General features: G+C 69.0%; 19 protein-coding genes. 1 reads left to right on the plus strand and 18 read right to left on the minus strand.

What is annotated here, in order from left to right; all coding sequences use genetic code 11:
- The 8 genes from LK533_RS00940 to LK533_RS00975 all read right to left on the minus strand — a co-directional run bounded on the left by LK533_RS00940 (position 1) and on the right by LK533_RS00975 (position 7585).
- The gene (locus LK533_RS00940; protein WP_229360718.1) at positions 1 to 1542 is read right to left on the minus strand and encodes an amino acid permease; all 1542 of its coding nucleotides are present in this window, start codon (positions 1540 to 1542) and stop codon (positions 1 to 3) included.
- A 105-nt stretch (positions 1543 to 1647) separates the two neighbouring features.
- Positions 1648 to 2025 (minus strand): histidine triad nucleotide-binding protein, encoded by a 378-nt coding sequence (locus LK533_RS00945; protein WP_229360723.1) that lies wholly within the window; start codon positions 2023 to 2025, stop codon positions 1648 to 1650.
- A 21-nt stretch (positions 2026 to 2046) separates the two neighbouring features.
- Positions 2047 to 2370: a phosphoribosyl-ATP diphosphatase gene (locus tag LK533_RS00950; RefSeq protein ID WP_229360725.1), complete on the minus strand. Its 324-nt coding sequence runs from the start codon at positions 2368 to 2370 to the stop codon at positions 2047 to 2049.
- A gap of 31 nt (positions 2371 to 2401) precedes the next feature.
- The gene (locus LK533_RS00955; RefSeq protein WP_229360726.1) at positions 2402 to 2581 is read right to left on the minus strand and encodes a hypothetical protein; all 180 of its coding nucleotides are present in this window, start codon (positions 2579 to 2581) and stop codon (positions 2402 to 2404) included.
- Positions 2582 to 2765: 184 nt separating this feature from the next.
- The gene (gene fghA, locus LK533_RS00960; protein ID WP_229360731.1) at positions 2766 to 3605 is read right to left on the minus strand and encodes an S-formylglutathione hydrolase; all 840 of its coding nucleotides are present in this window, start codon (positions 3603 to 3605) and stop codon (positions 2766 to 2768) included.
- A gap of 14 nt (positions 3606 to 3619) precedes the next feature.
- Positions 3620 to 4003, minus strand: a complete 384-nt coding sequence (locus tag LK533_RS00965; protein ID WP_229360732.1) for a VOC family protein — start codon at positions 4001 to 4003, stop codon at positions 3620 to 3622.
- Positions 4003 to 5115, minus strand: coding sequence for an S-(hydroxymethyl)glutathione dehydrogenase/class III alcohol dehydrogenase (locus LK533_RS00970; protein ID WP_229360734.1), 1113 nt, complete (start codon positions 5113 to 5115; stop codon positions 4003 to 4005). Before LK533_RS00970 ends, LK533_RS00965 begins: the two co-directional genes overlap by 1 nt.
- 109 nt (positions 5116 to 5224) lie before the next feature.
- Complete coding sequence (locus LK533_RS00975; RefSeq protein ID WP_229360735.1) at positions 5225 to 7585, minus strand: membrane-bound PQQ-dependent dehydrogenase, glucose/quinate/shikimate family; 2361 nt, start codon at positions 7583 to 7585, stop codon at positions 5225 to 5227.
- A gap of 254 nt (positions 7586 to 7839) precedes the next feature.
- Between LK533_RS00975 and LK533_RS00980 the strand changes: the two genes are divergently transcribed.
- Entirely contained in the window at positions 7840 to 8700 is an 861-nt protein-coding gene (locus LK533_RS00980; protein ID WP_229360741.1) for an oxygenase MpaB family protein, read from the plus strand.
- A 130-nt stretch (positions 8701 to 8830) separates the two neighbouring features.
- Here LK533_RS00980 and LK533_RS00985 read toward each other — a convergent pair whose 3' ends face one another.
- The 10 genes from LK533_RS00985 to LK533_RS01030 form a co-directional block, all read right to left on the minus strand.
- Positions 8831 to 10882 carry an NAD(+) synthase gene (locus LK533_RS00985; protein WP_229360743.1) on the minus strand — a complete coding sequence of 684 codons (2052 nt, stop codon included), beginning with the start codon at positions 10880 to 10882 and terminating at the stop codon, positions 8831 to 8833.
- A 76-nt stretch (positions 10883 to 10958) separates the two neighbouring features.
- Complete coding sequence (locus LK533_RS00990) at positions 10959 to 11654, minus strand: murein L,D-transpeptidase catalytic domain family protein (protein ID WP_229360745.1); 696 nt, start codon at positions 11652 to 11654, stop codon at positions 10959 to 10961.
- 137 nt (positions 11655 to 11791) lie between these two features.
- Positions 11792 to 13570, minus strand: coding sequence for a response regulator (locus tag LK533_RS00995; protein WP_229360747.1), 1779 nt, complete (start codon positions 13568 to 13570; stop codon positions 11792 to 11794).
- Between the two features lie 20 nt (positions 13571 to 13590).
- Complete coding sequence (locus LK533_RS01000; protein ID WP_229360748.1) at positions 13591 to 15255, minus strand: ATP-binding protein; 1665 nt, start codon at positions 15253 to 15255, stop codon at positions 13591 to 13593.
- Entirely contained in the window at positions 15252 to 16295 is a 1044-nt protein-coding gene (locus LK533_RS01005; RefSeq protein WP_229360750.1) for a chemotaxis protein CheB, read from the minus strand. The genes LK533_RS01000 and LK533_RS01005 overlap by 4 nt, the downstream gene beginning before the upstream one ends.
- Positions 16296 to 16298: 3 nt before the next feature.
- The gene (locus LK533_RS01010) at positions 16299 to 18314 is read right to left on the minus strand and encodes a hybrid sensor histidine kinase/response regulator (protein WP_229360751.1); all 2016 of its coding nucleotides are present in this window, start codon (positions 18312 to 18314) and stop codon (positions 16299 to 16301) included.
- 10 nt (positions 18315 to 18324) lie between these two features.
- Positions 18325 to 19980: a methyl-accepting chemotaxis protein gene (locus tag LK533_RS01015; protein ID WP_229360753.1), complete on the minus strand. Its 1656-nt coding sequence runs from the start codon at positions 19978 to 19980 to the stop codon at positions 18325 to 18327.
- 4 nt (positions 19981 to 19984) lie between these two features.
- Entirely contained in the window at positions 19985 to 20521 is a 537-nt protein-coding gene (locus LK533_RS01020) for a chemotaxis protein CheW (RefSeq protein WP_229360754.1), read from the minus strand.
- Positions 20518 to 21933 carry a CheR family methyltransferase gene (locus LK533_RS01025; protein ID WP_229360756.1) on the minus strand — a complete coding sequence of 472 codons (1416 nt, stop codon included), beginning with the start codon at positions 21931 to 21933 and terminating at the stop codon, positions 20518 to 20520. Before LK533_RS01025 ends, LK533_RS01020 begins: the two co-directional genes overlap by 4 nt.
- Positions 21930 to 22433 (minus strand): chemotaxis protein CheW, encoded by a 504-nt coding sequence (locus LK533_RS01030; protein ID WP_229360757.1) that lies wholly within the window; start codon positions 22431 to 22433, stop codon positions 21930 to 21932. The genes LK533_RS01025 and LK533_RS01030 overlap by 4 nt, the downstream gene beginning before the upstream one ends.
- Positions 22434 to 22473: the final 40 nt, after the last annotated feature.

Genomic DNA, 22473 nt, shown 5'->3' on the forward strand with positions numbered 1-22473 from the left:
TCAGCGGGTGCCGGGCGTGTCCCCATAGGCGTCTGCCTCTGGCACATCGATCAGCCCGCGGCCGAGGTGGCTCTTGCGGAAGCCATAGGCGAAATAGACCACCAGGCCGATTGCGCCCCATACCGGCAGCACCAGCTTCGCGTCCGGCGGCAGGAACCAGTAGAGCACGACGCAGCCGACCATCGTGAGCGGCCCCACCACATACACGAGCGGGGTGCGGAACGGGCGGTGGCGGGTGGGCTCGGTCTTGCGCAGCCGCATGACCGCGATCGCGACCATGAAGAAGGCGAACAGCGTACCGGCATTGGCGATGTCGGCGAGCTTGCCGACCGGCAGGAAGGCGGCCGCGAACGTCACGCCCAGGCCGGTGATGCCGGTGATGATGTGCGGCGTCTTCCACTTGGGGTGGATCGTCGACAGCTTCTCCGGCAGCAGGCCGTCGCGCGCCATCACGAAGAACATGCGGGTCTGGCCATAGATCATGACCAGGATGACCGAGGGCAGCGCCAGGAAGGCGGCGAGGCCGATCAGGTTGCCGATGTTGAGATAGCCGATCTGGCGCAGGACATGGGCGAGCGCTTCCTTGGAGCAGGACAGCGGCTCGGCAGCGGCGGCGCTGATCGCAGCGCAGCGGGCGGCAAGCTCGGTCGAGCCCGGGGCCAGCCAGGTGCCGTCGGCGGCGGTGACCGGCTGCGCGCCGATCGGCGAGCCGATCGCGCCGGCCGCCACCAGCATGTAGAAGATGGTGCAGATGGCGAGGCTGCCGATCAGGCCGATCGGCACGTTGCGCTGCGGGTTCTTGGTCTCTTCGGCCGCGGTCGAGACCGCGTCGAAACCGACATAGGCGAAGAAGATCGAGGCAGCCGCACCGATCACGCCGGCGCCGGCACCGTCACCCCAGCCCTGCGGCATGAAGTTGCTGAAATTCTCCATGTGCATGGCCGGCACGGAAAGGGCGATAAAGGCGGTGAGCGCCGTCACCTTGATCGCGACCAGCACCGCATTGACCTTGGCGCTTTCGCTGGTGCCGACGATCAGCAGGGTCGTGATCAGCAGCGCAATCACTACCGCGGGCAGGTTGATGATGCCGCCCGCATAGGGGCCGGCGATGATCTCTTGCGGCAGGGTGATGCCGAACCAGCCCCCCAGCTGGCCGACGAAATAGCCGGACCAGCCGACCGACACGGCCGAGGCCGCCACCGCATATTCGAGGATCAGCGCCCAGCCCACCATCCAGGCGAGCAGCTCACCCATCACCGCATAGGTGTAGGTGTAGGCGGAGCCGGAGACCGGCACCATCGAGGCGAGCTCGGAGTAGCAGAGCGCGGCGACCGCGCAGACGGCACCGGCGATGATGAACGAGATCATCATGCCCGGGCCCGCCTTTTGCGCAGCCTCTGCGGTGAGCACGAAGATACCCGTGCCGATGATGGCGCCGACGCCGAGCAGCGTGAGCTGCAGCGCGCCGAGCGAGCGATGGAGCGACTTTTTTTCGGCAGTCGCTAGAATGGCGTCGAGTGGTTTGACGCGCCCGAAGATCATGCGGTTTTCCCCTGAACCGGTTCGTTTCGCAGCCGCGAAAGGGTGGAGCGTAAAGCTAAATCGAGTGCGCGCAAGGCGAATCCCTGCGGCGGCGCGGGGCGTTGCTCAACGCGCCAGCATCGGCCCCAGCGGTTGGCCGCCGAACAGATGGACGTGGAGGTGCGGCACTTCCTGCCCGCCATGGCCGCCGACGTTGGCGAGCAGGCGGTAGCCAGGCGCCACCAGCCCATGCTCGCGCGCGACATGGCCGACGGCGCGGACGAAGCCGGCGATCTCCGCATCGGGCGCACGCGCGCTGAAATCTTCCCAGGAGACATAGGCGCCCTTGGGGATCACCAGCACATGGACCGGTGCCTGCGGCGCGATGTCGTGAAAGGCGAGGGCGAAGTCGTCCTCATAGACGCGCTTTGCCGGGATCTCGCCGCGCAGGATCCGCGCAAAGATGTTGTTGTCGTCGTACGGGAGCGTGGCGTCGATCGGCATGGGCGGGTCCTTCGGATGGGGTCAGGAGGGACGGGCAGCCTTTTCGGCGATGCCCGACAGCCCCTCGCGCCGCTGGAGTTCGGCACGAACGTCGTCGAGCGAGAGCCCGGCGTCTGCGAGCAGCACCAGCAGGTGGAAGAGGAGGTCCGCGGACTCAGCGACAAGCCCCTCGCGATCGTCGGCGATGGCGGCGATGACCGCCTCAACCGCTTCCTCGCCGACCTTTTGCGCGATCTTGGCGCGCCCGCGGTGGTGGAGCTTGGCAACATAGGAGGTGGCGGGATCGCCGCCCAGCCGGGTGCGGATCACGGCCTGAAGCTGGTCGAGCGGGTCTGTGTCTGCCATCGGATCCGCTTTCCCGCCGCCGCCGCCCAAGTCAATCCCGTGGTGGTCTGCGCCGCGCCCGCAGCGCCCGGCGGGCAAGCCAGAGCCCGGCGACCGCAACCAGGAACAGCGCCACGTCGGAGACGGCAAAGCCGCTGCTTGGCCCCACGACGCCGGTGTGGGCGGCGAAGGCCGGGGTGGGCAGGATCAGTGCGAGAGGAGCGAGGCGCATCGCTTGCGGTGTAGTGGAAAACGCGCCGCTGCTGAAGCGGTTCGGGGATACTGCCGAACGCCTGCTCATCCCGGTGGAACACCACAGCTGCACAGGAACTAAGTGGTTTCGTGCGCCACCTGCCATCGTTTGGCCTGGCCCTGGGTTCCCGCCTTCGCGAGAGCACCCAGGGGTAGGAGAGCGATCAGCCGCGCAGGCGCTCCGCGTGCCAGGCGACATGGTCGGCCATGAAGGTGGAGATGAAGTAATAGCTGTGGTTGTACCCCGGCTGCATGCGCAGGGTGAGTGGAATGCCGGCATCCTCACAGGCGGCGCGCAGCAGCTCGGGCTTGAGCTGCTTGAGGAAATCGTCGGCGTCGCCCTGGTCGACCAGCAGTTCGGGCAGGCGGGCGCCATCGGCGATCAGCGCGCAGGCGTCATGCGCGCGCCATGCCGCCAGGTTGGTGCCGAGATAGCCCGTCAGCGCCTTTTCGCCCCAGGTCGACTGCATCGCCGAGGCAATCGGCGCAAAGGCGGAGACGCTGCGGAAGCGGTCGGGGTTGCGCAAGCCGATCGTGAGCGCGCCGTGGCCGCCCATCGAATGGCCGGTGATCGACTGCCGGTCCATGTCCGCCACCGGGAACTCGGCGGCGATCAACGCCGGCAGCTCATCTTCGATGTAGCTGCGCATGCAGAAATGCGTCGACCACGGAGCCTGCGTCGCATCCAGGTAGAACCCCGCGCCCTGGCCGAAGTCATAGCCCTCAGCATCCGGTACGCCTTCGCCGCGCGGTGACGTATCGGGTGCGATGAAGATCACGCGGTGCTCGGCGCAGGCGGCGCGATACTCCCCCTTTTCGGTCACATTGGCGTGGGTGCAGGTGAGGCCGGAGAGATACCAGAGCACCGGCAGCCGCTCGCCGGGATCGTGCGGTGGCACGAACATCGAAAAGGTCATGGGCGTGCCCGTGGCGGTGGAGGCATGGCGGTACACGCCCTGGATGCCGCCATGCGACGCGCTGGTGGAGACGGTCTCGAGAGTCATCGGGTGCCTTTCGATCACGCGATGCGGTGCGTGGCGCACAGCTTGTTGCCGGCGGGGTCGCGCAGATAGGCGAGGTACAGCGTCCGCCCGCCGGTGGCGTTGCGGATGCCCGGCGGGTTCTCGATCGCCGTGCCGCCGTGCGCAAGCCCCGCGGCGTGCCATGCATCGGCTGCCTCGGGCGAGGCGGCGGCAAAGCCGATCGTGCCGCCATTGGCATGGCTGGCGGGCTCGCCGTTGATCGGCCGCGTCACCAGGAAGCGGCCGCCGCCATGCGCATAGACGACGCGGCCCCATTCATCGACGACGCCGGCCGGAATGCCGAGCGCGCCGAGGGCGGCGTCATAGAACGCCTTGGACGCGGCGATATCGTCAGCGCCCACCATGACGTGGCTGAACATCAGTAGACCACCACGCTGCGGATGCTTTCGCCAGCATGCATCAGGTCGAAGCCCTTGTTGATCTCCTCCAGCGTCAGCACGTGAGTGATCATCGGGTCGATTGCGATCTTGCCGTCCATGTACCAGTCGACGATCTTGGGCACGTCGGTGCGGCCCTTGGCGCCGCCGAACGCGGTGCCGCGCCAGTTGCGGCCGGTCACCAGCTGGAACGGGCGGGTGCTGATTTCCTTGCCCGCCTCGGCCACGCCGATGATGATCGAGGTGCCCCAGCCGCGGTGGCATGCCTCCAGCGCGGTGCGCATCACTTCGGTATTGCCGGTGCAGTCGAAGGTATAGTCCGCGCCGCCATCGGTGAGCGCCAGGATCTCGGCGATCACTTCTTCGCGGGCTTTGCCGCGGCCGTTGATGAAGTCGGTCATGCCGAACTGGCGGCCCCAGCTCTCGCGATCCGGGTTGATGTCGACGCCGATGATCCGGTTGGCGCCGGCGAGCTTCGCGCCCTGCAGCACGTTGAGGCCGATGCCGCCCAGGCCGAAGACGACGATGTTGTCGCCGACCTGCACCTTGGCGGTGTTCACCACCGCGCCGACGCCCGTGGTGACGCCGCAGCCGATGTAGCAGCTGGTCTGGAAGGGCGCGTCCTCGCGGATCTTGGCGACGGCGATCTCGGGCAGCACGGTGAAGTTCGAGAAGGTCGAGCAGCCCATATAGTGGAAGATCGGCTGGCCCTTGTAGGAAAAGCGGGTGGTGCCGTCCGGCATCAGGCCCTTGCCCTGGGTCGCGCGGATCGCGGTGCACAGGTTGGTCTTGCCCGACAGGCACGACTTACACTGGCGGCATTCGGGCGTGTAGAGCGGGATGACATGGTCGCCGGGCTTCACGCTGGTGACGCCGGCGCCCACCTCGCGCACGATGCCGGCGCCCTCATGGCCGAGCACGGACGGGAACAGCCCCTCGGAGTCCAGGCCGTCGAGCGTATAGGCGTCGGTGTGGCAGATGCCGGTCGCCATGATCTCGACCAGCACCTCGCCGGGCTTGGGGCCTTCGAGATCGAGCTCGACGATCTCCAGCGGCTTCTTCGCTTCGAAAGCGACGGCGGCGCGTGTCTTCATGGGGGTACTCGCGATTGGAAACGGGGGGATGGAGCGGGGATAGCGAAACCGCGCCCCGACGCAAAGGCCGGGGCGCGGTTCGGAAGGCTGGCCTGGCTGGGCCGGCGGGCTACGCCTTCGGCAGGGCATAGGCGATCACCTGATCGCCGACCTTGGTCTCCATGAAGTGATGGCCGCCGGTCATGATCACCAGATACTGGCGGCCGTTCTGCTCATAGGTCATCGGCGTCGCCTGGCCGCCGGCGGGCAGCACGTCCTGCCACACGACCTTGCCGGTCTTGAGGTCGATCGCGCGGATCAGATCGTCGGTTGCCGCGGCGATGAACACCAGGCCGCCGGCGGTGACCACCGCGCCGCCGTTGTTGGGCGTGCCGATGGTGACCGGCAGGCGCGAGGGGATGCCGAACGGCCCGTTGTTGCGTGCGGTGCCGAGCGGGCGGTCCCACAGCGTCTTGCCGGTGCGCAGGTCGATCGCGCGGATGCCGCCATAGGGAGGCTGCTTGCAGAGCAGGCCGGTGAACGGCAGGCGCCAGCCCGCGTTGACGTCCACCGCATAGGGCGTGCCCGCCTGCGGATCACCGGCACCCTCGGCACCGCCGCCCATGTCGCCGCCGCGCGCCTCGCCACGCGGCGCCCAGCCCTTCTTGTCGGCCTCGGCGCGCGGCACCAGGCGGACATAGTTGGGCATGTCGTTGTAGTTGGCGACGATCACGCCCCGCGCCGGATCGATGGCGATGCCGCCCCAGTCGGTGCCGCCGTTATAGCCCGGATATTCGACCGAATGCTGCTTGTCGGAAGGCGGCGTGTAGAAGCCCTTGTAGGCGGCGCGCCGGAACTGGATGCGGCACACCAGCTGGTCGATCGGGGACATGCCCCACATATCGCGCTCGGTCAGGTCTGCCTTGCGCAGCGTGTGGTAGAGCGACACCGGCTGGCCGTCGACGCGGCGCTTGGGCTCCACGCCGGTGGTCGGCACGGGAATGCGGCCGACCTTGGTCAGCGCGCGGCCGTTGCGGCGATCGAGCACATAGATGTCTCCTTGCTTCGACGGCACCACGATCGCGGGCACGTTGCCACCGGCAGTAGGGAAGTCGATCAGCGTGCCCTGCGCGCCCAGGTCATAGTCCCAGACGTCGTGGTGGACGAGCTGGAAGCGCCAGCGCGGACGGCCGGTGGTGACGTCGAGCGCCACCAGGGAGGTCGCGAAGAAGTCCTCCGGCGGGGTGCGCGAACCGCTCCAGTAATCCACCGCGGAATTACCCATCGGCAGATAGACCAGCCCCAGCGATTCATCGCCGCTTGCGGTGGTCCACATGTTGGGGGTGCCGCGGCCATATTCGTCGCCCGGACCCGGAATGCCCTTGCGATCGGGGCGCAGCATGTCCCAGGCCCAGCGGAACTCGCCGGTAACCGCGTCATAGCCCTGGATCACGCCGGACGGCGCGTTGCGCTTCTGCCCGTCGAGCACCTGGTGCCCGGTCACGATGACGCCGCGCACGATCGTCGGTGCCGAGGTGATGGAGACCATGCCGGGAACGACCTCGCCCATGCCCTGCTTGATGTCGACCTGGCCGTTGGTGCCGAAGCCGGTGCAGGGACGGCCCGTGTTCGCGTCGACCGCGACGATGCGGCCATCCAGCGTCCCCTCGATGATGCGGGTGGCGCAGGTCGCCGTCGCCTGAGCGCCCGGAACCGTATAATAGGACACGCCCCGGCACGCGGCGGTGTAGGGGATGTTGGCGTCGGGCACCTTCGGGTCAAAGCGCCACAGCTCCCGACCCGTCGCCGGATCCAGCGCCATCATGATGTTCTTGGCCGAACAGAGGTACAGGCGGTCGCCGACCTTGAGCGGGGTCGTCTCCGCGCCGTACTTGTTGTGCTTCAGGTCAGCGGGCATGTCGCCCGTGTGGGTCAGCCACACGCGCTCCAGCGAACCCACATTGGCAGGCGTGATCTGCGCGAGCGGCGAATAGCGGCGCGCGCCATAGGTGCCGCCATAAGCTGGCCAGTCCGCACCGGTCGCGAGCGGGTCGGTTCCCGCCAGCGCCGCCCCGGCGGCCGGAAGCGGCAGCGCCGCGGCAGGTGCGCCAAGCTTTGCGACGACGGTTCCACCGACCACCGTCACCAGCAGCACGGCGGCGGCGCCGGCGAAGCCCGCCTTCCATCGCCCCGGACGCCGCGTCAGCGTCGGCATCACCAGGGCGACGAGGAGCAGCAGGACCAGCGGACCGACCAGGCGCGGTATCAGCGCCCAGGGGTTTGAGCCGACTTCCCAGAACGCCCAGATCGCGGTGAGCACGACGATTGCGGCATAGAGCCAGCCGCCGAGCATCTGCCCGCGAAAGAGCAACACGCCAGCCGCGAGCATCGCAAGGCCGGTGATGACGTAATAGGCCGATCCACCCAGGATCGCGAGCCAGCCGCCCCCGACTGCCAATACCAGCCCGATGAGTGCGAGCAGCACCCCCATCAACTTTGCGGAAAGAGATGGGAAGCGTGCGGTCGCAAGCGTCAAACCGAATGGTCCTTCAGCATAGGCATGCGCCGGCGCAGGCCCGGGGACAGGCAGGCGACGTGCTTCGCCTGGACTCGCCCGGTAAACTTCACCCGTCGCGAACCGTTCCACGTGCTCCAGCAACACAGTGTTGCCAAATGCTGCATTGCAAAACGATGAGGTTTGGGGGCGCTGGCGGCACGCACAAGCAGGTGGCGCGTTGACAGCGGATGGACACGGTACGCCAGACGATCGCAAAGCAGGTGCGGGCACTGACAGGAGCCGGCGACGGTGCGATCGACCTCAGCCGGCCGCCAGGGGACGACGGGCTGTTCGGCCCCAAGTCAGTGTGCTGGCGGGTGCATGGCGACTTCACCTCGATGATGATCGGGGGGACGGCGGCGCTGATGTTGCAGATGCTCCACCCGCTGGCGCTGGCAGGGGTGTGGGACCATTCGAACTTCCAGCGCGACATGCTGGGCCGGCTGAAGCGGACCGCGCAGTTCATTGCCGGCACCACCTATGGCGCGACGGGCGAGGCGGAGCGGCTGATCGGGCGGGTGCGGGCGATCCACGACCGCGTGCACGGCACGCTGCCGGACGGCACGCCCTATGACGCCAACGACCCGGAACTGCTGACCTGGATCCATGTGGTGGAGGTGCGGATGTTCCTGTCCGGGTACCTCCGCTACCGCAACCCGGCGATGCCAGGGGCCGAGCAGGACCGGTATTTCGCGGAATATGCCGAGGTCGCGCGCCGGCTGGGCGCGACGGACGTGCCGACCAGCCGGCGCGGGATCGACCGCTATCTGATGGACGTGCGGCCGCAGCTGCACTTCGACGAGCGTACGCGCACGGTGCTGCAGGCGCTCCTGAGCCAGCCGGCGCCGAACCTTGCGATGCGGCCGTTCGGCGATTTGACGATGCGCGCGGCAATCGACCTGCTGCCGCCCTGGGCGCGCACCATGCTCCACCTGCGCGAGCGGCCCGCCGAGGCGCCGCTGGTGCGCGCCGGCGCGCGGGGGGTGGGCGTGATGCTGCGTTGGGCGCTCAACGGCCGCAACGCGGAGGCGCAAGCGCGGCGGGCGTGAGGGCGGCTGCCCCAAGGTTCCACCGTATCCCTGCGGAGGCAGGGATCCAGGGCCAGGCAGAACAAAGATCGGTGGCGTTCGGAACCCTGGGCTCCCGCCTTCGCGGGAGCACTAGGTAAGGAGGCCGTGCTTACGGCAGCGCCGCACGCAACTCCTCGACCCAGGGCTTCGCAACGCCATCGGAAGGCGCGCGCCAGTCACCGCGCGGGCTGAGCGCACCGCCGCCCGATACCTTGGGCCCGTTGGGAATGGCGGAGCGCTTGAACTGGCTGGTCTGGAAGAAGCGCCACAGGAAGGATTCGAGCCAGCGGGCGATCGTCTCCAGGTCATAGCTGTTGCGCTTGGCTTCCGGGAAGTCGATCGGCCACGCGCCGCCTTCGCTGTCCTTCCACGCATGCCAGGCGAGGAACGCGACCTTGGAAGGGGACAGCCCCTGGCGGACGATGTGGTGCAGGAAGAAGTCGTGCAACTCGTACGGCCCGACCTTGCTTTCGGTGCTCTGCAACTGGCCATCGTCGCCGGCCGGCACCAGCTCGGGCGAGATCTCGGTCGCGAGGATCGCGTCGAGCACGGTGTTGGTGGGGGCATCGAACTGGTCGGTCTGGATCGCCCAGCGGATGAGATACTGGATCAGCGTCTTGGGCACGCCGGCGTTCACGGCGTAATGGCTCATCTGGTCGCCGACGCCATAGGTGCACCAGCCGAGCGCCAGCTCCGACAGGTCGCCGGTGCCGAGCACGAAACCCTCGCGCTGGTTGGCGAGGCGGAACAGATAGTCGGTGCGAAGGCCCGCCTGCACATTTTCGAACGCGATGTCATAGACCGGCTCGCCGCGCCCGAACGGATGGTCCATGTCGGCAAGCATCTGCCGCGCGGCCGGGCGGATGTCGATCTCGGCACCGGTGATGCCGAGCGCGTTCATCAGCGTCCAGGCGTTGGCCTTGGTCCCCTCGCTGGTCGCGAACCCCGGCATGGTGAAGCCGAGGATGTCGGAGCGGGGCTTGTCGAGGCGATCGAACGCCTTGGCCGCGACGATCAGCGCATGGGTGGAGTCGAGCCCGCCCGACACGCCGATGATGAGCCGCTTGGCACCCGTCGCGACGATGCGCTTGCGCAGGGCCTCCACCTGGATGTTGAACGCCTCGTAGCAATCCTCGTCGAGCGAGACGGCGTTGCTCGGCACAAAGGGGAAGCGGCGGACCTGGCGCTTGAGGCCCACGTCGGCGAAGTCGGGCTGGTGCGCAAAGCCGATGCGGCGGAAGCGGGTTTCCGGGTGGCCGGACGCCGCGGCGGCGTCGTTGAACGTGCCCATGCGCATCCGCTCCAACCGGATGCGGCCGGCGTCGACATCGGCATAGATGGTGGCGTCGGCACTGGCGAAGCGGTGCGAGGCGGCAAGCTGCTCGCCCAGTTCATAGACCAGGCCTTGCCCGTCCCAGGACAGGTCGGTCGTGCTCTCGCCGGGACCTGCCGCCGAATAGACATAGGCGCCGACCGCACGCGCGGACTGGGCAGCGCACAGCATCTCGCGGTCGCGGGCCTTGCCGACGACGATGTTGGAAGCGGACAGGTTGCACAGGATCAGTGCGCCCGCGAGCGCACCCATGGTCGAGGGCGGCGTGGGCGCCCAGTAATCCTCGCAGATTTCCGCATGAAAGACGAAGTCGGGCAGGTCCTCGGCCGCAAAGATCAGGTCGGTGCCGAACGGTGCCCGCTGCCCCGCAACGGTGATCTCCAGGCCGGTGACGCCGGCGCCCTCGGCGAACCAGCGTTTCTCGTAATATTCGCGATAGTTGGGAAGGAAGCTCTTGGGCACCACGCCCAGGATGCGACCGCGTGCGACCGCGACGGCGCAATTGTAGAGCCGGCCGTTGCGGCGAAGCGCCGCGCCGACCAGCAGGACCGGGCGCAGTTCGGTGCTTGCCTCGACCACCTGAGCAAGCGCCGCCTCCGCCGCGTCGCACAGCGCGTCCTGCAGGTGCAGGTCGTCGATCGCGTAGGAGGAGAGGTTGAGTTCCGGGAAGACCAGCAGGTCGGCTGCGGCTTCATGACCCTGCCGGGCGAGGGCGATCGTCGCCTCGGCATTGGCGGCCGGGTCTCCGGAGCTGGCGAGCGGGGTACAGGCACCGACACGAATGAGGCCGTGCCGGTGGATCGAAAAAAAGCGGTGCTGCGTCATCATGACGAGCCTAACGCGCGAAACGGCGAGAAGCTACGTCACCCTTTTCTGGCCGCTGCGGCAGTTCGCCGCCGCCGGATCACGCCTTGCCCGCGTAGATCATCCGGCCTTCGCCCAGCATCGCGAACACCTGCGGCAGGTCCTGTTCACCGACCGCGAAGCATCCCTGGCTGCGGCCCAGCATCCCGTGGGTCTTGAGCATGTCCGGGTTGGCGTACCAGGCGCCGTGGATCACGATCGCGCGGTCGCGGGCGTTGTTGTTGGTCGGGTCGAGGCCGATCACCCGCTGCGAGCGGCCATGCTTGCCGACATAATAGTCGGAGGTGACGAATGCGCCCTCGCAGGTCGCATTGGAATTGGGCGCGTTCGAAAAGCGCTGGAGCTTGCCCGAATGCGCGGGGTCGGAGCCGCTGCCGTGGGAGACGAGCAGGCGCGTCACGTCGCCACCCTCCAGGTCGATGAACTGGAAGCGATGCTCGTTCGAGGGAGCATCGAAGTCGGCGATGGCGATACGGTCGCGGCGGCGGATCGTGTCGCCGTGCGCGTCAAGGGCGGCGATGGCGCGGTCGAACAGCTCCGGCTGGACGCCGCGCGGCGCATGGACGCTGGCAGCCTTTGGCTCGGCAAAGATGCGCTGGCGGACCGGCGTCGGCACGGGGCGCGGCGCGGCGCGGTCGGCGCCGATCAGCGTGCTGCGCGTCACGGCAAAGGCGCCAAGCGCGGCAACCGAACCCAGGATCGCGCGGCGCGAGCGAACGGTATCGTCAAACTGCATCCTGCCTCCTTGAAAAGACGATGAGGGCAGCGGCTTTGCCAGCCAGCTTTCGTTCTCAAGTATCTAATCTGGGGCGTTTTTTCGCAAGTTCAACCGCCCCGCCAAAGGCCCGGGTCGTCGCGTATGGCGGGGGTGGCTCAGTCGGCCGCAGTCAGGACGCGGGCGATGGCGCCCTTCAGCTGGTCGCCCGTGAATGGCTTGGTGAGCACCGGCAGGGGCACGGTGCCATCCTCCACATCGGCGAAGCCTGTCACCAGAATGGCCGGCAGACCGGGCCGGTGCTCGCTTGCGAGGCGGAACAGGTCGAGACCGGAAATGTCGGGCATCGCATAGTCGGTGACGAGCAGGTCGATAGCGGCGTCGCTTTCCAGCGCTTGCAAGGCGGCCTGGGCGCCGTCCGCCTCGATCACCTGGTGGCCTGCACCGGTCAGGTGCGCGACCAGCACGGCCCGCACTTCCGCATCGTCCTCGACCGCGAGCACGCGGAGCGACGGGGTGGGGGCCTCTGCCGCCGCCGCGACGCGGATCGCGTCGACCGGCTCGACGCGCGGGAACCACAGCGACACGGTGGTGCCTTCCCCGATGCGGCTGTCGATCGTGATCATGCCGCCCGACGCCTCAACCATCGCGCGGACCATCGGCAGGCCAAGCCCCGTGCCCTCGCCATGCGGCTTGGTGGTGAAGAACGGCTCGAACACCCGGTCGCGCAGATGCTCGGGGATACCCGTGCCCGTGTCGCGCACCGAAACGCGGATGCAGTCGCCGGCGTCGCCGAGTTCGGGCGGGGCAGGCGCGCGGGCGCTGGAGAGGACGATCTCCCCGCCGTTGGCCATCGCATCGCGTGCGTTGATGCACAGGTTGACCACCGCGAGCTCGAACTGGCCCGGGTCGGCGTGGATCGCGCCGTCCGCCTGGAGGTCGAGCGCCAGCGACACCCGCCCGGCCATCGTGCGCGCGACCAGTTCCTCGAGGTCGCGGATGGCCTCGTCGGGACTGAAGGTCTCGGCGGCGAGGTCGCGTTGACGGCTGAAGCTCAGCAGCCGGCGGGTGATCGCCGATCCGCGTCCGGCGGCCGAACGGGCATTGGCCAGGAAGCGTGCGAGCCGGTCCGGCTTGTCGAGCGCGCGCTCCGCGAGCTCGAGGTTGCCGAGAATGGCGGCCAGCAAATTGTTGAAGTCATGCGCAATGCCACCGGCGAGCGTGCCCAGTGCCTGGAGCTTCTCGGCCTGATGGAGCCGACGGGCGGCGCGGCGGCGCTCGGTCTCGTCCGACTCGATCTTGAGCAGGTGGCGCTCGGCGCCGTCGGCACCAAAGGGGATGCGACGGATGCGAGTCCAGCGCTCGTCCTGGTCGTCGCCGCTTTGCAGGTCTTCCTCGGAATAGCTGCCGCTCGCCAGCGCCGCTTCGTCCTTGTCGCGCGCCTCGACCGTGCCGTCCTGGTCATGGTTGCCGCGGATCAGCCGGTGCTGGCGGTCGAGGACCGAGATCTGGTCGGCCGACGCCTTCATCAGGCCGGCAAAGGCCGATTGCTCGAAGCGGACCGCGGCGCGCAGCCGGTGGCGCTCGACGGCTGCAGCGACCATGGCGCGCAGCGCCTCCGGCTCCCAGGGCTTGGCCGCATAGCCGCTGATCGCGCCTTCGTTGACGGCGGAGACAACCGCCGACAGGTCGGCATAGCCTGTCAGCAGGATCGCATCGGCGTCGCTGTGCGGGCGAGCCTGGGCCAGGAACACATTGCCCGGCATTTCCGGCATGCGCTGGTCGGAGAGGATGACGGCCAGGTCGGGATTGGCCCTGACGATGTCCAGCGCCGCGACGGGCGAGGTGGAGGAAAGCAGCTGGTAGCGATCCTCCAGCAAGTCTTCCAGCGCGACGAGGATCTCCCGCTCGTCGTCGACAACCAGGATCTTGGGCATTCGTGATTGGTCAGAGTGGGTCATTGGCGCTGCATTGGTACCGCCAAGATGAAGCGCGCGCCACCTTCTTCGCCGGATTCGATCGTGATCTCGCCACCGTGCGACCGCACTACGCCATAGGCGATGGCAAGACCAAGGCCAGTGCCCGATCCGACATCCTTGGTGGTGAAGAAGGGTTCAAACACCCGCTCGCGCACGTCGGGAGGAATGCCGGGGCCATTGTCGGTGATCGTGATGACGAAGCGATCGCCCTGCGTCCGCGTCTCGATCACGATGCGGCCCGTGGCAGGATCGATTGCATCGACCGCGTTGGAGATGATGTTCATCACCACCTGATTGACCAGCGCAGGCGAGCTTTCGAGCCTGCGGATCGGGCCATAGCGGCGTTCGACGACGACGGCGGGCGGGGTCTTGGGCTGGAGCAGCGTCAGCACGGCGTCGATCGCGTCCGGAATGTCGACCTGCGACCATTCGCCGTCGTCAAGCCGGGAGAAGCGGCGAAGCTTCACCACCAGGTCCTGGATGCGGACAAGGCCGGTGCGGATCGATTCCAGCCGTTCCGCGGCCTTTGCCAGCGGCTTGTTGCGCGCTTCGCCTTCGGCGGTCATCGCGTCGCGCACCGCGCGCTCGACGGTGGACTGATGGGCGAGGATGAAGGCGAGCGGGTTGTTGATCTCGTGCGCGATGCCCGCGACCAGTTCGCCGAGCGACGCCATCTTGGCGGACTGGACCAGCTGTGCCTGAGTCTCGCGCAGCTGGGCGTTGGCGGCCTCCAGATCGCGGTTGGCGGCGGCAAGGGCCGCCCCGGCTTCGGCCTGGGCGCGGGCATGGGCGAGAGCCAACTCGCGCTCGCGCTCACGCGCGGCGCCCGCCGCCTCGTCATCGCGCGCGAGCTTGCGGCGCAGGATCGAGCGGATGCGGACCAGCAGCATGTCGCGCTCGTCGCGCGCCGGCAGCACGTCGTCCGCCCCGGCACCCAGGCCCGCCAGCGTTTCCGCCGGATCGGCGACCGCGGCAAGTGCTGCGATCTCGAACCCCAGGGCGTCGGACTGCCGACGCTGGTCGAGCGCGCGGACCCAGGTAAAGGGATCCTCCTGACCGCTCGAGGCGCCGACCAGCACGCCGTCATATTCCTCGGCGGCAATCGCAGCGAGCATCGCCGGCTCGTCCTCGGCGACGCTGACCGCATGACCGTCCCCGGTCAGCAGTGCGCGCAGCCATTCGCGGTACGTCGGGTCCGCAACCGCGATCAGCAGCCGCGCCTGACGAAAGCCGCCGGCCGAGCTGTGCCCGGGTGCCGACCGGCGCTGGCGCAGCAGCGAGCGCATGCGCGAGACGAGCAGCTGCGGCCCGCTCGCCTTGGGCACATAGGCGTTGGCGCCGCTGTCGAGCCCCTGGCGCTCCACTTCGCTCGCGGCATCGCTGGTAAGCATGATGATGGGGAGCGTACGGGTGTGGCCGGTCTGGCGCAGGATGCGCACCAACTCGTCGCCGTTCATGCCCGGCAGGCGATAATCGACGACCAGCAGGTCGGGCAGCGCCTCGTTCAGGGTGACCAGCGCGTCCTCTGCCGTGCGCGTGCGGTCGACGGTAAAGCCGAAGCCTTCCAGCGTCCGGCGGAACACCAGCGCCTGGGTATCCGAATCTTCGACCAGCAGCAGGTGCGGCGCTGCCTCTTCGGTCATGCCAGCGACTCTCGGGCCAGGATGCGGCGCACATGCGGGCCGATCAGGTCGAGCGGCAGGGCCAGTGCCCCCTGGCGTACGGCGGCGGCCGGCATGCCGTTCACCACCGCCGTGCTCTCATGCTCGGCGATGGCGGCGCCGCCTGCCTGGATCAGCTGGCGCACACCCGCCGAACCGTCCTCGCCCATGCCGGTCAGCACGACGGCGAGCGCCCCGCCGTCGAGCGCGGCAGCGGCGCTTTCGAACAACACCGTCGCCGCCGGCCGCTGGCCGGAGATCGCGGGTGCGTCCGACAGCGCGAGCTTGGCCGAGGGCGCGAGCGTCAGATGCCGGTCGCCGGGCGCCACATAGATGGTGCCGCGCTGGGGCAGCACACCGGCGCGGGCGAGCTCGACTCGCTGCGGCACGACGCTGTCCAGCCAACTCGCGAAGCCGTCCATGAAGGCGGCGCCCATGTGCTGGACCAGCAGCACCGGCACGGCCAGGTCCGCCGGCAGGCTGTTGAACAGCCGCGCGAGCGCCTGCGGCCCGCCGGTCGAGGCCGCGCACAGCAGCATGCGCGCGGGGACTCGCGGGCGGCCGGCGGTGGAAGTGCCGCCGGGCGGTGTGCGCATGCGCCGGCGCACCACCGCGACCTGGCTCATGATCACAAGCTGGGTGCGGATTTCGGCGGCAATGGTGCGATATTCGGGATCGGCGACGCCCACCGGCTTTTCCACCGCGGCCAGCGCACCGGCCCGCAGCGCGTCCATGGTGGGGTTGAGCTGTGTACGGTCGAAGCTGGCCGAGATCACGACGATCGGCGTCGGCTGGTCGGCCATGATCTGGCGCGTCGCCTCCAGCCCGTCCATGCCGGGCAGGCGGATGTCCATCGAGATCACGTCGGGCCGGATCGCCGCCAGCTGTGCGAGCGCTTCTTCCGCACTCCCGACGGCGGCGACCACTTCCAGCCGCGGATCGCCCGCGATGATGTGAGTCAGCAGGGTACGAACGACGAGCGAATCCTCGACGATCATTACGCGGATCGGACGCGTGGCCATGGCTTAGACCAGCTGCTGAACGACCGAGATCAGCGTTCCCTGATCGAACTCCTGCTTGGTCACATAGGCGTTCGCGCCGAGCTGAAGGCCACGCTCGATGTCGTCCGGGCTGTTGCGCGATGTCATCATGACGACGGGAAGCGCTTGCAGCGCCGGATCGTTCCGTATCGCGGTGAGCAATCCGAAGCCGTCCATCCGCGGCATTTCGACGTCCGCAACGACGAGGTCGATGGCATCGGTCCCGGCGCGCAGCCGCTCCAGCCCGGCAAGCCCGTCGACGGCGATGAGCACGCGATAGCCCTGCGCCTCCAGGATGCTTTTCTCGAGCGTGCGGGTGGTGATCGAATCGTCGACGACCAGCACGGTGCGCTGCACCGGCCGCGCGGCGGCGGCGATGCGTGGGCGGCGACGCGGGCCGGAGGCATCGGCGGCGAGCAGCGCTTCCGGCTCGAGCACCAGCGCGACGCCATCTTCCAGCAGCACCGTGCCCCAGACCAGCGGCACGTCGGCGGCGACCGCGGTCGGATCCCCCACCACCAGGGAGCGGACATCGTCGAGCGCATCGACCAGCAGCACGCGGCGCTGGTCCGAACCCTCGATGATGAGGGCCGGGCGTGCTTCCTCGGCAGGCTCGCCGGCTGGCAGGCCCAGCAGGTCGGCGAGCTCGGCGACCGGGATCGCCTCGCCGTCGAGCATCAGCACCGCCCCGCCTTCGGTCCGGTCGAACGCATCGGGGGTGAGGCGCAGGACCCGATCGACGCTGGACGCCGGCAGCGCATGGCGCGCGCCGCCCGCCTCCACCAGCAGCAGCGCCTGGCGGGCGAGCGCGAGCGGGAGCGACAGGCGGATCTCGGTGCCGGTGGGGCGGCCTGGCAGGATACGGACGCGGCCGTGCAGGCGCCGCACCGTCTCCGCCACGACCGACAGGCCGATGCCGCGGCCCGAAACCTCGTCCACCGTGCGGCTGGTCGAAAAACCCTGTTCGAACAACATGCCGTAGAGTGCCCGCCGCGACGGGGTGGGGGCGCCCGGCGCGATCAGCCCGGCTTCGCGCGCGCGCGCCTCGATCGCCTTGGGATCGAGACCAGCGCCATCGTCGCGGATGGTGATGTTGAGGCGACCGCGATCGGTGGACGGAACGACGCTGATCGTGCCGCCCTCCGGCTTGCCCGCACGCGCGCGCACCGCCGGCGGTTCGATGCCGTGGCTGACCGCGTTGCGCAGCAGGTGGAGCAGCGGCTCGCGCAACGCCTGGAGCACGCGGCGATCGGCCTCCGCCTCGATCGGCTCCATCGTCAGCTCGGCGAACTTGCCCTGGCTGGTGGCGAGGTCGCGGACCATGCGCTCATGCCCCTCGAACAGCGTCGCGACGGGGAGCAACAGGATGCGTTCGGCATCACGCTCGATCTCGGCAGCGGCGCGGTCGAGGGCCCAGCGCTGGCGCTCCACCTCGCGGCGCAGCCGCTCGGTGCTGCCGACCAGGCGCGCGTGGCGGCGGGCGAGCTCGCCGTCCAGCGTGGCGGGCATGTCGGCGAGCTCGGCGGCGAGCGCGTGGACCATCTCGGCGATGCGGTCCTGTTCCGACACATGGTTGGCGAGGTCGTGGACCGAGCGGGCGAGCCGCTCGACATGATGCCCTGCGACATGGACACGCCCGGCCGCCGCAGCTGGAGTCGGCGCAGCCACGATGTCCGCCTCAGGCGCTCGCGTGTCGGCGCGCGCGCCATCCTCGATCGCGTCGGCAAGGGTGCGCAACTCGCCCAGCGTCGCCGGGTCGAGCGTGCGCTCGCCACGCTCGACCGCAAGCAGGATCGTCTCTGCGTCGTGCGCCGCGGCTTCCGTCTGCGGCAGATCGACCGCGCGTGCCGCACCCTTCAGGCTGTGGGTGCGGCGGCTGAACTCGCGCAGGTCCACCGGCCGGCCGGCGGCGGCATCCGCCAGTGCCTCGCGGATGCCGGCCATGTGCTCGGCCAGTTCCGCCGCAAAGGCGGCGAGCAGCTCTGCGCGAAGGTCCTCCACCCGTCCGCCCTCAGACGCGATAGCGCTCGGTCAGTCCGACCAGCGTGCGCGACAGCTGGGTGAGGTCGCCGGCCGCCTGGTCGAGCTGGCGGGTGCTGGCGGCGGTCTGCTGGCTTGCCTGGCGGATGTTCTGCAGCGCGATCGTCACCTGCTCGATGCCGATCTGCTGCTGGTTGGTGGAGGCGACGATCTGTTGGAAGGTGTGGACATTCTCCTGCACCCGCGTGGCCAGCTCGTTGATCGCCGACTGACTGGCGTCGGTGCGTTCCTTGCCCGATGCGACGCGCTTCACGGCCTCTTCGGTCAGCATGACCGAGGCGTTGATGCCGCGCTGGATGTCGCCCAGGATCGAGCGGACGTTGCGGGTGGCCGACTTCGCCTGGTCGGCGAGCGTCTTCATCTCTGCCGCTACGATCGCGAAGCTGCGGCCCTGCTCGCCGGCCGCCGCCGCCTCGATCGAGGCGTTGAGGGCGAGGAGGTGCGAGCGTTCCGACACGTCGTTCACGGTGGCGATGATGTCGCCGATGGTCTGGGTCTTCTCGGACAGGGCGACGATGTTGCCGGCCACCGCCTCCGCCTGCTCGCGGATCGCGTCCATCGCAAGCGCCGTGTCGTGGACGGCAGTGCGGCCGGTGTCGCTGGTCTGGGCAGTCGCCTGGGCGGCGGCGATCACTTCCTGGGCGCGCAGCGTGATCTGGGCGCCCGAATGGGTGATCTCGTCCACGGTCGCGGCGGTTTCCTGCACGGCCGCCAGCTGTTCCTCGACCGAAGCCGCCTGTTCCTGGGTAGAGGCGCGGATCTCGGTCGCGGCGGCGTTCAGGTCCTCGGTCGCGGCCCTGCTCTGGCGCGCCATTTCACGCAGGCCGATCACCATGGTGTTGAGGGTGCCGCCCAGCTCGCCCAGCTCGTCGTTACCGGTGATGCGCGTGTCGCCCGACAGGTCGCCTTCGCCGATCCGGCCGGCAAAGCCCATGAAGTCGTTGAGCGGCACCGTGATCGAGCGGCGGATGGTGTAGGCGACCACCACGCTGATGATGATCGCGAGCAGCAGGCCGAGAAGGATCGAGGTGCGGGTGGTCTCATACACGTCCTGGGTGGCGCGGCGCCCGACCTCGATCGTGTTGTTGACGACCGTGCGGACCTGGCCGAGTGCCTGCGACAAGGCGACATGCTGACGGTCGATCTCCTCGCCCAGCGTGATCGCGGCGTCGATGTTGCCGCCCTCGATCAGCTCGAGCTGCCGGGCGCTCGCCGGGCGTAGGCGATCATAGGCGGCCTGGACGGCTGCGGTGGCCTGCGCAAGGCGGCGCCATTGTTCGATGCGGGCGCCATTGACGGCCGTGTCGCGGTTCTCGGCTGCGGTCGCGCTCAGCCGGCCCAGGGCGGCGGCGGTCTCGTTCGCGCGGACCTGCCATTCCGCGGTGTCGGTGGCAGTGCCGCGACCGCCTCGCAGCGCGTGCATCACCGCTGTCAGCCGCGCCTCGCGCATGCGGGCCTCGCTGCGGGCGATCTCGTCGACTTCCAGGATCACGGCATAGTCGCGTTGGACGATGCGATCGACATAGGCGCGCACCTCGCCGACCTGCTGCACCGAATAGAAGCCCAGCGCGACCAGAATGGCCGTAATGATGCCGAACCCGGCGATGATCCGAGTGGAAACCGACAAGGTCTTATCCTTCCTGCAGGGGGCGGGCGAGCAGCCGCTGGATCAGCAGCGCGGTGTCGACGATGGCCAGGCGCTGGCCACCGTCCGCTTCGACGAAATGGGTGAGACTGCCGACGCCAGTGGCACCGGGATCGACCACCGAGGCAGCGGCGGTGACGGCCGAGACCTGAAGCGCGATGCGCGGTGCCGCGTGGCGCAGCACCAGCATCGCACGGCCGGGCTCGGCAGGCGCAGGTAGCTGAAGCGCTGCCGCCGGATCGAACAGGTTGACCACGGCACCGCGCCAGGAAATCAGTCCCACGAGCGCTGCCGGCGAACCGGGAACTGCCGTCACGCGCGGAACTGCCGCGACCTCGGTCAGGTCGGCGAGCGGCGTGGCATAGGCTTCCTCGCCCAGCGTCCAGGTGAGTACGCGCATGCGCGCGCGGCGATCCGCTGCCTCGGCCGGAGCCAGCGCGCGCTGGCGCTCGGCCAGAACGGCGGCGACGGCTTCGGCATCGAGGAAGGGCGCTGCGACGCGCACGTCGCCGGGCATGCTCATGCGCTCGCCCCCAAGGTGGCGCGGACGGCCGCGATCAGGCCACCGGCGGTCATGCCGTCGCCTTCGCGCAATTCGTCATCCTCGGGCGTACCAGCGGCTGCGCGCGCGGCATTGCGCAGCGCGCGAATGCCCTCGGCATCGCGGCCATGTGCCAGCAGGTGTCGGCCAAGCAGATAATGCGCCATCGCAAACCCGTTATCGAGATACAGCGCGCTGCGAAATCCCCGCTCTGCACGCGCCCCGTCGCCAAGCGCCAGCGCGCCAAGCGCCAGGAGGTAATGCGCCACCGGATCGCGGGGCGTGGCGAGCGCTTCCTGCTCGGCCAGATGCAGGGCCTCGCTCGCATCTCCGCGTGACAGTGCCGCACGGACGTCCTCACTTGCGTCATGCGCGGTCCCTGCAGCTTCGGGCGGTTTCGGCGGCGCGGGCCTTGGCGGGGGCGCGGGGGGCTGCCTTGGCGGCGACGGCGCTGGAGCAGGGGGAACCGGCTTTGGCAGACGGACGGGTACCGGCGGCTTCGCCGCTGCCGCTGCCGGTGCATCGAGCCGGGCATAGGCGAGCACGCCGTCGACATGGACTGGCCGGGCGACTTCGGCGAACTCGGGGTTCGGCTCGGCATGGCCGATGAACAGCAACCCCGTCGGCGAAAGCCGGCGCACGAGCGCGCCGACCAGCGCCTTGGCGATATCGCTGCGGAAGTAGATCAGCACATTGCGGCACAGGATGATGTCGAAGTCGCTGAATTGCAGCGGCGCATCGTCGTCGAGCAGCGCCATCATGTTGGCATGTTCGAACCGCGCGAGGCCGCGATAGCGCGCCTTCAGGCGCCAGCGCTCACCCTCCCGGTCGAACAGGCGATGCCGCTCCGCCTCGCCTAGGGTGCGCAACGCCCAGGAGGTATAGCGCGCCTCGCGCGCGGCCACGATGGCGGCATCGTCGATGTCGGTACCCGTGATGCCGATCTTCCAGTCGGCAACCGCATCTTCCAGAAGGTCGCGCACCAGGATCGCCACCGAATGCGCCTCGGCCCCCGTCGAGCAACCAACGCTCCAGACGCGCAGTTGACGCTGGGCCCGGCGTTCGCGGAACAGCTGGGGCAGGACGCAGCGGCGCAGCACGTCGAACTGCTCGGCGAAGCGGAAGAAAAACGTCTCGTTGATCGTGATCGCGCTTTCGAGCGCGCGCCATTCCGCCTCCGCAACCTCCGGGTCGGCAAGGCGGGCGGCATAGGCGGCCAGGTCCGGCAGGTCGTTTGCCGTCATGCGGCGTGCGACATGCTCGAAGAGCTGGTCGTCCTTGTCGATGTAATAATGGTGGCCGGTTCGCTCGACGATCTGCGCCTTGATCGCCGCAAAGGCCGGATCTTCGACCGGCGCGGCGGCAAGCGCGTGGCGCTGCAGTCCCGAACTCACCCGGTCGCCCAGTCGGCCGCGCGCGTCTCCGCCTGGGCGGCAAGCGCTGCCAGCCGCTCGCGCTCGGCCTCACTGAGCAGCCGCTCCAGCGACAGGAGATGCGCTGCGCCATCGGGCAGGATGATTTCGGCCAGGATCGCGCCATTGTGGCTCGCCTCGGGCTCCACGGGGCGGATTGCTTCGGGCTCGGGCGCGATCATGTCTTCGACGCGATCGACCAGCAGGCAGGGGGTGGTAGCGGCGGGACCGTGCGGGCGGATCAGGTGCGCGAACAGGTCCAGCGTGCCAAGCCCGGCACTGCCGTCGAACAGCAGCGCGGGCGAAAGCACGGCCAGCGTCTCGCCGCGCACATCCACAAAGCCGGCGAGCGGGCGGGGTAGTGTCGGCGGCCGCGCGATCGGAAGCAACGGCAACACCTCCCGCACCGCGCGGGCGGATACCGCAAGCCGGTGGTCACCGGCACGGAACAGCAGCAGCGGATCGGGGGCACCATGAGGCATTGCGCGCTTCTATAACGCGGGCTTTCCGGCCCGTCTCCCC

Origin of the sequence: Sphingomonas sp. PL-96 (genome assembly GCF_020707215.1) — a bacterium.
Classification (GTDB): Bacteria; Pseudomonadota; Alphaproteobacteria; order Sphingomonadales; family Sphingomonadaceae; genus Sphingomonas.

Coding starts and splice junctions, on each gene's coding strand:
- LK533_RS01005 (WP_229360750.1), bottom strand. CDS start 16,295: ATGGCCACGCGTCCGATCCGCGTAATGATCGTCGAGGATTCGCTCGTC.
- LK533_RS00965 (WP_229360732.1), bottom strand. CDS start 4,003: ATGTTCAGCCACGTCATGGTGGGCGCTGACGATATCGCCGCGTCCAAG.
- LK533_RS01030 (WP_229360757.1), bottom strand. CDS start 22,433: ATGCCTCATGGTGCCCCCGATCCGCTGCTGCTGTTCCGTGCCGGTGAC.
- LK533_RS00990 (WP_229360745.1), bottom strand. CDS start 11,654: ATGCAGTTTGACGATACCGTTCGCTCGCGCCGCGCGATCCTGGGTTCG.
- LK533_RS00975 (WP_229360735.1), bottom strand. CDS start 7,585: ATGGGGGTGCTGCTCGCACTCATCGGGCTGGTATTGGCAGTCGGGGGC.
- LK533_RS00995 (WP_229360747.1), bottom strand. CDS start 13,570: ATGCCCAAGATCCTGGTTGTCGACGACGAGCGGGAGATCCTCGTCGCG.
- LK533_RS00945 (WP_229360723.1), bottom strand. CDS start 2,025: ATGCCGATCGACGCCACGCTCCCGTACGACGACAACAACATCTTTGCG.
- LK533_RS00980 (WP_229360741.1), top strand. CDS start 7,840: ATGGACACGGTACGCCAGACGATCGCAAAGCAGGTGCGGGCACTGACA.
- fghA (WP_229360731.1), bottom strand. CDS start 3,605: ATGACTCTCGAGACCGTCTCCACCAGCGCGTCGCATGGCGGCATCCAG.
- LK533_RS00970 (WP_229360734.1), bottom strand. CDS start 5,115: ATGAAGACACGCGCCGCCGTCGCTTTCGAAGCGAAGAAGCCGCTGGAG.
- LK533_RS00955 (WP_229360726.1), bottom strand. CDS start 2,581: ATGCGCCTCGCTCCTCTCGCACTGATCCTGCCCACCCCGGCCTTCGCC.
- LK533_RS00950 (WP_229360725.1), bottom strand. CDS start 2,370: ATGGCAGACACAGACCCGCTCGACCAGCTTCAGGCCGTGATCCGCACC.
- LK533_RS00985 (WP_229360743.1), bottom strand. CDS start 10,882: ATGATGACGCAGCACCGCTTTTTTTCGATCCACCGGCACGGCCTCATT.
- LK533_RS00940 (WP_229360718.1), bottom strand. CDS start 1,542: ATGATCTTCGGGCGCGTCAAACCACTCGACGCCATTCTAGCGACTGCC.
- LK533_RS01020 (WP_229360754.1), bottom strand. CDS start 20,521: ATGAGCATGCCCGGCGACGTGCGCGTCGCAGCGCCCTTCCTCGATGCC.
- LK533_RS01000 (WP_229360748.1), bottom strand. CDS start 15,255: ATGACCGAAGAGGCAGCGCCGCACCTGCTGCTGGTCGAAGATTCGGAT.